Origin of the sequence: Mesorhizobium sp. M5C.F.Ca.IN.020.32.2.1 (assembly GCF_004023105.1) — a bacterium.
GTDB lineage: Bacteria > Pseudomonadota > Alphaproteobacteria > Rhizobiales > Rhizobiaceae > Mesorhizobium > Mesorhizobium wenxiniae.
Window position 1 is genome coordinate 1 of sequence record NZ_RZSX01000136.1, and the last position, 9803, is coordinate 9803.

The 9803-nt window shown below is 63.5% G+C and carries 8 protein-coding genes and 3 pseudogenes; 9 read left to right on the forward strand and 2 right to left on the reverse strand.

The genetic code is table 11. The features are described 5' to 3' along the window. The first annotated feature begins 321 nt into the window (after nt 1-321). From EOA86_RS38535 to EOA86_RS09550, 4 genes and pseudogenes are all read left to right on the forward strand, one after another. Complete coding sequence (locus tag EOA86_RS38535) at nt 322-540, forward strand: universal stress protein (RefSeq protein ID WP_281035645.1); 219 nt, start codon at nt 322-324, stop codon at nt 538-540. Nucleotides 541-1142: 602 nt separating this feature from the next. Then, nucleotides 1143-1592: a nucleoside diphosphate kinase regulator gene (gene rnk, locus EOA86_RS09540; RefSeq protein WP_128341364.1), complete on the forward strand. Its 450-nt coding sequence runs from the start codon at nt 1143-1145 to the stop codon at nt 1590-1592. 146 nt (nt 1593-1738) lie between these two features. Then, complete coding sequence (locus EOA86_RS09545) at nt 1739-2374, forward strand: nucleoside-diphosphate kinase (protein WP_245497202.1); 636 nt, start codon at nt 1739-1741, stop codon at nt 2372-2374. Nucleotides 2375-2911: 537 nt separating this feature from the next. Then, nucleotides 2912-3462, forward strand: a pseudogene (locus EOA86_RS09550) (zinc-binding dehydrogenase); the annotation flags it as partial. 52 nt (nt 3463-3514) lie between these two features. Here the strand turns inward: EOA86_RS09550 and EOA86_RS09555 are convergent. Continuing rightward, the gene (locus EOA86_RS09555) at nt 3515-4411 is read right to left on the reverse strand and encodes a LysR family transcriptional regulator (protein WP_128341366.1); all 897 of its coding nucleotides are present in this window, start codon (nt 4409-4411) and stop codon (nt 3515-3517) included. A gap of 156 nt (nt 4412-4567) precedes the next feature. Here EOA86_RS09555 and EOA86_RS09560 point away from each other — a divergent pair, with 156 nt between their 5' ends. The 4 genes and pseudogenes from EOA86_RS09560 to EOA86_RS09575 all read left to right on the forward strand — a co-directional run. Beyond that, nucleotides 4568-5014 carry a (2Fe-2S)-binding protein gene (locus EOA86_RS09560; protein WP_128341367.1) on the forward strand — a complete coding sequence of 149 codons (447 nt, stop codon included), beginning with the start codon at nt 4568-4570 and terminating at the stop codon, nt 5012-5014. A gap of 20 nt (nt 5015-5034) precedes the next feature. Then, nucleotides 5035-7265, forward strand: a pseudogene (locus tag EOA86_RS09565) (xanthine dehydrogenase family protein molybdopterin-binding subunit). Continuing rightward, entirely contained in the window at nt 7262-7636 is a 375-nt protein-coding gene (locus EOA86_RS09570; protein ID WP_128341369.1) for a c-type cytochrome, read from the forward strand. Before EOA86_RS09565 ends, EOA86_RS09570 begins: the two are co-directional and overlap by 4 nt. A gap of 204 nt (nt 7637-7840) precedes the next feature. Then, nucleotides 7841-8504: pseudogene (locus tag EOA86_RS09575) on the forward strand (3-keto-5-aminohexanoate cleavage protein); the annotation flags it as partial. A gap of 279 nt (nt 8505-8783) precedes the next feature. Here the strand turns inward: EOA86_RS09575 and soxR are convergent. Further along, a complete protein-coding gene (gene soxR / locus EOA86_RS09580; protein ID WP_128341371.1) occupies nt 8784-9218 on the reverse strand; it encodes a redox-sensitive transcriptional activator SoxR in 435 nt (144 codons plus the stop codon). Nucleotides 9219-9337: 119 nt separating this feature from the next. Between soxR and EOA86_RS09585 the strand changes: the two genes are divergently transcribed. After that, a partial coding sequence (locus EOA86_RS09585) for an SDR family NAD(P)-dependent oxidoreductase (RefSeq protein WP_245497203.1) occupies nt 9338-9803 on the forward strand: 466 nt, incomplete at its 3' end.

The following is a 9803-nucleotide window of genomic DNA, read 5'->3' on the forward strand; positions in this document are numbered from 1 at the left end:
TATTGGAAGCGCCTTTCCGGTCACTTCGTGCGGGTAACCGTCAAGGTTTACCTGCTAATCGGTCGTCGATGTGCAGCCTGACTGGAACGAGCGTTCCCAGCGGCAACGCGCCTGGCTCCCGCCAGCCGACGCTGTGGCCCTGATCGATGAACCCCAACTGGTCAGTCTCGTGAGATCGAGGGCTCAGGCTCCTGTGCCCCGGACCAGCGGTCAGCTACATCTATCGGCAAAGTCCAGCGAATACCGCATCTGGCCAACCCTGCCGCGATTTACGCTAACGTCGGAAGATGGCGCAGAGCACGGGCCCATTTTCCGACAATCCTGGCGTCGTCTTGCGGTGCAGAGTATCTCCGCCTTGTCCGGTATGGGGACCCGGTGACCGGACTCGAGGTACTGACGAATGAAGCCGATACCGATCTCGTCATCGCAGGCACGAACGGACGAAGCGGCTTGATGCATGCCCTTTTGGGTAGCGCAGCCTCGCGCATTCTGAATGATGTTCCCTGCGATGTACTCGTCGTGCCGATCCGTGCGCGTTGACACTCGACTGCGTCGCGACGCTTCAGCTTCTCGCCCTGGCATCTCGCTACTGCGGACGGCCCCCCGCGGGCGTTAACGCCTGAACCTCCGCGGCCGATGCACGCAAGCTGGCCGCCGGTCGACGGACGGTGCCAACCAATAGGACGGAGCTAGTCGCATGGAAGTTTTGTGACGGCTGCGGGCCTGGGGTCCAGCGAGCGGATTGCTCGCGTGGCAAAATTCGATGTCGGCGGCGTCAGCTCGCGGGGAGGGCAGCCATGTTGGCTGCTTACATTGCTTGGCCCGCAACTTGCGTGTGGCCAGACCATCACAATAAGAGAGCGGGCGTCGACATAGTCCAGCTTGGGGCCGAGCTTGACTTTTCGTCATTGCCATCCCACGTTCATAACATGTTGACCGACCGCCTTTACTTTTCTCCTTACGCGGGTGTGCCCCATCGCGGGCACCTGACCCCCGGCCAGGTCGCGTCGCGCCCTGGTCGCGGGGCATAGGCCACTTTCCCTGACGCAGGGATTAGCCGCAGAGCGACATAATCCAAGACAACGATCAAGGCTGCGGGCACGCCGTGCCCGGCAGCAGCATGAAACCAGTAGGAGGCCTAGATGGCTCCCGAGAGTAAGAGACAGCGCAAGCCGGCGATCACAATGACGCGCTCCGACCGCGAGCGGCTGTGGCTGCTGGCGGAATCTTATGCGATGAGGGCCCCCGATGTCGCGGACGTACTCATGGCAGAGTTGGAACGCGCGCGCGTGGTCGAAGACGCACGCATCCCGGCCGATGTCGTTCGCATGGGATCCACCCTTCGCTTCACCAGCGACCTGGGAGAAGACCGGCGCGCGACACTGGTATTTCCGGGCGAGGCCGACATCGCCGAGGGCAAGATCTCGATCCTCACACCGATCGGCGCGGCGCTTATCGGCCTTTCCGCGGGACAGTCGATCGACTGGACTGCGCGTGATGGCCGGATCCACCGTCTGACAGTCGAGACAGTGGAGGCACCGGGTACAATCGCAAGTCCTGTTGCGCCCGCCGAACTGAGGACGGCGCCGTGATACAAGTCCTGGCCCCTTGCCGCCTTTCGCTCTTCGGAGGCTGTCTCATCGCAGGGTCGTAGCCCCTGTGCCGCCGTGCGCGGCCAGGGGATCCTCCATTTCGTTTAAATGCAACCGCTCCCGGGGCGGAGCGATGGAGAACTGCGATGCCAACAGAAACCTGTATTCTCACCACCAAGGATTTGACCATCCTCGAGGTCATGCGCGAACGCTGCCTCGGCCGGGACGATGCGCTGGCGCCGATCCTGAAGAGAAAGATCGAGAGCGCCCTGGTGGTTTTCCGCGATGACGTTCGCGTCAACGTCGCGACGCTCAGCAGCCGCGTTGCGTTCAGGGTTGACGGGCGCGAACCCGATACGCGTATTCTCTCGCACGACCGGATGAACGGGTCAGCCGGCCTGTTCCTGCCGATCACCACGCCGAGGGGGCTGGCCCTCCTTGGACTTGCCGAGGGCGAGGACTTCTTCCTGACAGACCACGAAGGGCGGGAAGAGCGTGTCGTGCTGGAGAAGGTGCACTATCAGCCGGAAGCCGCACGGCGCGAGAGGGAAGCCTTGTCGAGCCCTTCCGCTCCCGCGCAGCGCAAGCCATCGCTGAAGCTGGTTCGCGGCGCGCTCTACAACGAGCCGCGCCTCGTGCCCGCCGGGTCAGACGATTTCGACGGCCGGGACCCTCGGCTGCATGAGGCCGGTGCACGAGCGAGGGTGGAGGCCGGTTCTTTTGAAAGCGAATGCCGGCACCAAAAGGACTGCATCGGGAGGAATGGATACTTGTCAGTTTGAGGCTGGAATGCTCTCATATCCGGACTTGCCCCCTGTCGTCATATCTGCAGGCGACCGAAATCGTCTGCAGGCGATTGCCCAGTCCTTCCTGGAACAGTCCCACCCCCTGGCAGCACCGATCCTGCAGAACTCCAGCGTGCGGAATTGCGCGATCCTGAGGCAATCTCGGCAGACACAGTTTCGCTCGACCGCTTCGTCACTTACAGGACGGTAGGCTCCTACAAGGCAGGACGCGGGCTCCTGATCCATCCGGATGACAGAATGTGGCCTCCCGCTGAGATATCAGTGGCCACGCCTCTCGGGATCACCTTTGGTTCCCACTTTCACATGAGGCCGAGAGACAAGCCTGCCATCCTGTGAACCAATGGTTTCCTGTTTGAAGGCGTACGCACTTACCGGATCCCTCGTGGCGTCGCGGGTTCGTCGTCGCCGCAACCGCAATCAAACCCAGGAGAGCTGGCGGATGGCGATGGCGAATCGTACCCTCATGCGCGCGGGCAGGCACGGCTTCGGACGATACCTGCTCGCATTGCCGCTTTTGGCTTTCAGTCATCCTGTGTGCAACGCGAGTTCATGAGCGGCGCGCAGGCGGTTGGGGCATGTGGCTCAGCCGCACTCTGCCTGATGAGGCGGAGCGCATCATCGCGATGAGTCGCCAGGAGAGCCGACAGAGCCTCGCCCGTGAGTTCGGCGCGACCGACATTGTCTCGGAACGCGGCGAGGAGGGGGTGGCGCGCGTCAAGGATCTCACCAAAGGCGTCGGGGCGGATTCGGTGCTGGAATGCGTCGGCACATTGGAATCGTTTGATCAGGCGCTGGCCAGCTCGCGCCCCGGCGGCACAATCGGCTATGTCGGCGTTCCGCATGGCGTCCGCTTCGACGGCCAGCAGTTGTTCTTCGGACAGAAACGCATGCTCGGTGGGCCGGCGCCGGTTCGCCGTTTCCTCCCCGATCTGATGGACCGCGTGCTCAAGGGCAGAATCAAGCCCGGCAAGGTCTTTGATCTCGAGCTGCCGCTGAACGACGTCGCAGCAGGCTACCGTGCCATGGACGAGCGGCGGGCGATCAAGTTGTTGATTCGGGTCTGATGCTGCAGCCGACAGAGCCGGCAGCAAGGACTAAGGGTGCCGCGTCCGCTGCTCACACTTCCCCTTGCCGCAGCGCGTCGACAATCACCTTGAACGCCGGCAGGTTCTGCCTGCGGCTTGGATAGTAGATGTAGTAGCCTGGAAACTTCAGGCACCAGTCGTCAAGCACCTGGACGAGCTTGCCGGACGCGATGTGCCGCTTCACAAGATCCTCAGGCAGAAACGCGATGCCGTATCCGTTGAGAGCCGCATCCACCATGGCGTAGGAGGCATTGAAGGTGAGCTGCCCGTCGACGCGGACACGCAGCTCTTGCCCGTCCTTCTCGAACTCCCAGGCATAGAGCCCGCCGCTACGGGTCTGGCGCATGTTCATGCAGTTGTGCGCGATCAACTCTTGAGGATGCTGGGGCGCGGGATGCGCGGCGAAATAATCGGGCGAGGCCACAGCGACCATGCGCCAGTCAGGACCGATGCGGACCGCAATCATGTCCTTCTCGACGCTTTCCCCCAATCGGACGCCGGCGTCGAATCCGTCTTCGACGATGTTGCGTAGCCCGTTGTCGATGCTGAGCTCCAGCTTGATATCGGGATAGGCGGCGAGCACAGGCCTGAGCTTCGGCCAGACGACGATTTCAAACGCGTGATCCGAAACCGTCAGCCTGATGGTCCCGGCGGGCTTGTCGCGGAATTCCATGAGCGCGGCGATCTCGGTCTCGATCTCCGCGATACGCGGCGACAGAGACTGCCGCAGGCGCTCGCCGGCCTCGGTCGTTGCCACGCTGCGGGTCGTGCGCGTGAGCAGCCGAATACCCATCCGCGTCTCCAGCCGCTTGATCGTGTGGCTGAGAGTGGATTGCGTGATGCCGAGCTTTGCCGCCGCACGCGTGAAGCTTTTCTCCTCGGCCACGGCCAGGAACCACAAGAGATCTTTGAAGTCTTCCTTGGCCATGTCGCCGTCCACTGATCAGATGAAGATTTATGCCTCTGGTCGATAGACACAAGTGAATTATGCGGTCTAATCGAGGCGATCCTGGGCACCTACTCTTCGGGTTCGAAGAGCCAACAGCCAGTCGCGTTGGCTTTCTGCGAATACGAGGAGAAGGCCATGGAACTGACCGTCAACGGCACGGCACATCAGGTCGACGTCGAACCGGACACGCCGCTGCTCTGGGTGCTGCGCGACGAATTGGGCATGACCGGCACGAAATATGGCTGCGGCGTGGCGCAATGCGGCGCATGCACCGTGCTGATCGACGGGCAGACCACGCGCTCCTGCGTGACAACGGTGGATAGCGTGGCGGGCATGGCGATCACGACGATCGAGGCGATCGAGCAGGATGCCGAGGGCCAGAAGGTCGTCGAGGCTTGGGTCGCCAACCAGGTGCCGCAATGCGGCTACTGCCAGTCCGGCCAAGTCATGGCCGCGACGGCTCTCCTCAAGCAGACTCCACAGCCGACCGACGACGACATCGCGGGCGCGATGGTGAACCTGTGCCGCTGCGGAACCTACAACGCGATCTCGGCTGCCGTCCGGCAGGCCGCACAGGCTTGAAGAGGGGAACGATGAACGACATGACTCTCTTCCGCGACCGCCTGTCCACGGGGGGCGAAGACGGGCCGCTCAATGTCTCGCGGCGCGGCTTCCTGGGTGGCGCAGCGGCGCTCGTTCTTTCGGTGACTGTGTGCCGGTCGGACGTGCCAGGGCGCAGGCCGCTGCTGCCGTCGCGCCCGGCACGCGCGTCAACGCCTTTTTGGAAATTCGCCCCGATAGCACCGTCCTGTTCCGCAGCGCTTTCATCGAAGGTGGGCAAGGCATCTTCACCGCCATGGCGCAAATCGTCGGCGAAGAGCTGGATGTTGATCCTGCGAACTTTACGGTGGAAGGCGCCCCTCCCGGTCCCGACTATCTTTTGACTGGCGGCGGCCGTTTCACGGGCGGCAGCATGTCGGTGCGCATGAGCTACGAGACCATGCGCAAGCTCGGCGCATCGGCGCGTCAGATGCTGATGCAGGCGGCGGCGACGCAGTTCGGCGTGCCGGTGTCGGAGTTGTCGACGGAACCCGGCCGTGTCGTGCATTCAGCATCCGGCCGGACGATCCCTTACGGCGAGATAGCGGATGCGGCCGCCTATCTGCCTGTGCCGGCCGATGTCGTGCTCCGCAACCCTGCAGACTTCCGCTGGATCGGAAAGCCGGTCGCAAGGTTGGACGCGCGCGACAAATCCACGGGCCGCGCGCACTACGCGATCGACCTCAAGGTGGACGGCATGCTGCATGCCGCCGTCCAGCACAGCCCGCGCCTTGGTGGCGAACCGAGCGCGCTGGCGAATGAGAGCGAAGTCCACGCCATGCCGGGCGTGCATTCCGTTCACCGGTTGCCCGGCGCGGTAGCGATTCTGGCCGACAGCTGGTGGCGGGCGCGCCGGGCCGTCGAAGCCCTCCAGGTGACCTGGGCGGAGCCTGCGGCCGGAACGCCTCGCGCAATGCCGGCTGATTTCTCCTCCGAGGCCCACAAGGAGATGCTGAAGTCGACACCGGGCGACGGCATCGCCTTCGAGCAGGAAGGCGACGCCGCGGGCGCCCTTGCCGGCGCAACGCGCATCGTCGAGGCGACTTACGACGCGCCTTATCTGGTGCATGGCCAGCTGGAGCCGCCGTCGGCGATCGCGCGCTGGAACGACGACAGCACGCTGGAGCTGTGGATCCCCAACCAGGCGCCGGAGATGTTTCAGACCGAAGCCGCGAAGGTCGCGGACATCGAGCCGGACAAGGTCATCATCCATTCGCCGATTTTGGGCGGCTTCTTCGGCCGGCACTTCCTCTACCAGTCGGCCAATCCATTTCCGCAGGCAATCTTGCTTGCCAAGGCGGCGGGGCAACCCGTCAAGCTCGTCTGGAGCCGCGAAGAGGAATTCCTGCGCGACACGCTGCGGCCGATGACTGCGGCTCGCTTTCGTGCGGGTCTCGACGCTGCCGGTTTGCCGGTTGCGCTGGATGCGGTTGCGGTGGGCGAAGGTCCGATCGGTCGCTGGTTCGGCCGCCAGCCGGACAAGGTCGACAGTTCGGCAGTCGAGGGCATTGCGGGAAAGGTCTATGCGATCCCAAACCGGCGGGTCGGCCAGATCCACGTCGATGATCCGGCGATCATCGGCTTCTGGCGCTCGGTCGGCCACTCGATGAACGACTTCTTCTACGAGACCTTCTTCGACGAGATGGCCGATGCAGGCCGGCAGGACCCCTACGAACTGCGGCTGCGGCTTCTGGCTGACAGCCCGCGGCACAGCAATCTCCTGCAGGCAGTCGCCGAGCTGTCCGGCGGGTGGAAGCGCGGTCCCTTCACTGCGGAGGATAGAACACGGCGCGCAAGGGGCGTCGCCATGGCCTCGCCTTTCGGCAGCGAGGTCGCGACGATCGCCGAAGTGTCGCTCAGAGATGGTGGGGTCGTGGTTCACGACGTCTGGGTGGCGATCGATCCAGGCAGCATCGTCAATCCGGCAATCATCGAGGCGCAGGTGAACTCGGCAGTCGCCCTAGGCCTGTCCTCGGCTCTACTTGAGGAAGCTATCTATGTCGATGGCATGCCTCAGGCGCGCAATTTTGACGGCTATCCAATCCTGTCGCCCGATCGCATGCCGCGCGTGCATGTTCGCATCGTAGAGAGCGGAGCGCCGATGGGCGGGATTGGCGAGCCCGGCCTGCCGGGCGTGCCGCCGGCAGTGGTCAATGCCGCTTCGGTGCTCACGGGTCAGCGCATCCGCAGCCTGCCACTCTCGAAGCTCGACTTGAAGGGAGTGGAAGGATGAGGAATGCCGTCCTCGCCGCCGTGGCGCTGGTCGCACTGTCCTGGGCAACGCACGAATCTGTTGCCCAGGAAGCGGACGCCGCTGCAGGAGAGCGCCTGTTCCGGCAGCGCTGCGGCGCCTGCCACCAAATCGCGACGACACGTAACGGTGCCGGGCCTCATTTGCAGGGTATGGTCGGTCGCGCCGCCGGCAGCATCGAGGGGTTCAACTACTCGCCGGCCCTACGCGACTCCGGCATCACTTGGACAGCCGACACGCTGGAGTCCTATCTCACCAATCCGACCGCGATGGTGCCGGGCACCCGCATGGTCCAGCGCTTCAACAACGCAGTTGAGCGGCGCACCATCATCGAACTCCTGAGTAGCCGGTAACGCGGCGCCAAGCCTGCCTCGCGCCATGCTGCCGGATACGTCGGGCGCGGTGCGTTTGCGGATTGTCGGACGACGTGGACAACTGGACGCGAACGGTACACGGAGGGGTGCTGCCGATCGCGTAGGTCACAGGAGGAGACAACCGACAGACTTGGCGCGGATACAGAACTGCCGGTTCATTTGCGGCGGCGGCAGCTGGATTCATCGTCTGAACCAACGCGCTTCGCTGCCGTTCAGGAGGGGGTGCCTAGGCACTGCCCCGGTATGATCGTCCAGTTTTCGACCGGCGGGCGCGGTCGTGATCCTGCCGCGCGTGGCTCGGCACTTTATCTGAAGCCGGACATGGCCTCGCTCTCGACCGGTTCGGTCAACTTCCCATCCATGGTCTACGAGAACCATCCCGCCCTGATCGGTGATCTCGCAACCGCGATGAACGCAAATGGCGTGCTGCCCGAGATCGAGATCTTCAACCTGTCGCACCTTCACACTGCCAGGCGGCTGGCCGACGGGGGACTTATAGGTGAGCGCCCGCACATCCAGTTTGTCATGGGCGTGCAAAACGCACTGCCTGCGGAGGAGAGATTCCTCGACGTGCTCCTCAGGAAGCAAAATTCCTGTTCCACAATCTACCTGGACGGCGGCCGGAATAGGCCGCAACCAAACGATTGTGATGAACTGGGCGTTGGCACGCGGAGCAGACGCAGTGCGTACCGGATTTAAGGATAATATCAAAATCACCAAGGAACGCCTGGCGCGCAGCAACGCGGAGCTCGTCGAACTCGCGGCGGCCTCAGTCGAGAGGCTTGGCCGGCGTGTGGCCACCGTCAACGAGGCGCGCCAAACGCTTGGTCTGGCGTTAGGACCGTAATCCTGGCTGCAACTTCGCGCCGCTTTGAATTACGGTGACAGTGCACCATTTTCTTTTCCTCACCTGCCGCGTTTGCCCGATTTCACGGCTTTTCCGGTTTGCTCGGCAATCCGGCCAGAAGTGGTTCGCTGCCCACCGGCCGCACAGATGCCGACATCGGCAGCGCGGCGATGCAAGTCGAGCCATGCGTTCAATCTACACACAGCGACAGCCGAGCAAACATGGCAAAAAGTGCACTATCACCGTAATGCTAATGCACCGTAATGCCGTAATGGCAACTCACCCCAGCCAATACCTCGGCCCCGGCCCCTTGCGACCTGCCATATCGGCAGGGTTCGCAAGGCTACAGCGGTCGATCGACAGGCAGCCGCAACCGATGCACTCGGTAAGCCCGGACCTCAGACGCTGCAACTCAGCGATGCGCTGGTCGATGCGCTTGGTCCACCGGCCCGACAAACGCGACCAATCCCGACGTGACGGGACGCGATCGGCTGGCAACTTGGCGAGCTCGGCGCCAATCTCCTCAAGCGTCTGCCCAATTCGCTGCGCGAAGACGATGAAGGCGATCCGGCGCAGCACCGAGCGCGAATAGCGCCTATGCCCCGAGCCGGCCCGCTCGGAAGCGATCAGCCCGCGCTCCTCGTAGAAACGCAATGCCGATGAGGCGACGCCGCTGCGCCGCGACACGTCAGTGATGGTCAGCATGGATTCCATGCGTGAAAGAAAGCACAATTCCCGCTTGACTTCAAGTTAACTTGAACTTGTAGCAACGGGTAGTGCAGATTGAAGGAGCACCGGCAATGCAGACAAATATCGAGCGTCAGGGACTTCGCGTGGCGGTCACGGGCGGCACGTCCGGCCTCGGACTGGCGCTTGTGCGGCAGCTTGCCGAGCAGGGTGCGTCCATCGCCTTCGTCGCCCGCACCACCGCGGACGTCGAACGCATCGCCGACGAGACCGGCGCGCACGGGATTGTCGGCGACGTCGGCAAGAAGGAAGACATCTACCCGATCGCGTTGCAGGTCACCGTCAGCCTCGGCGGGCTCGACGTCCTGATCAACAATGCGTCGAGCCTTGGACCTGTTCCTCTGGCGCTCCTTGCCGATACCGAGTGCGAGGAGTTGGAAAAAGCGCTCGCGGTCAATCTCGTCGGCGCGTTCCGGCTGACGAAAGCCCTGTTCGGTGCGCTTGCCGCGTCCGCACGCGAGGGCCGTGGCGCGCTGGTAATCAACATCTCCAGCGACGCGGCGGTGAACGCCTATCCCGGCTGGGGCGCGTATGGCGCGAGCAAGGCTGCTC

Coding starts and splice junctions, on each gene's coding strand:
- rnk (WP_128341364.1), top strand. CDS start 1,143: ATGGCTCCCGAGAGTAAGAGACAGCGCAAGCCGGCGATCACAATGACG.
- EOA86_RS09545 (WP_245497202.1), top strand. CDS start 1,739: ATGCCAACAGAAACCTGTATTCTCACCACCAAGGATTTGACCATCCTC.
- EOA86_RS09555 (WP_128341366.1), bottom strand. CDS start 4,411: ATGGCCAAGGAAGACTTCAAAGATCTCTTGTGGTTCCTGGCCGTGGCC.
- EOA86_RS09560 (WP_128341367.1), top strand. CDS start 4,568: ATGGAACTGACCGTCAACGGCACGGCACATCAGGTCGACGTCGAACCG.
- EOA86_RS09570 (WP_128341369.1), top strand. CDS start 7,262: ATGAGGAATGCCGTCCTCGCCGCCGTGGCGCTGGTCGCACTGTCCTGG.
- soxR (WP_128341371.1), bottom strand. CDS start 9,218: ATGGAATCCATGCTGACCATCACTGACGTGTCGCGGCGCAGCGGCGTC.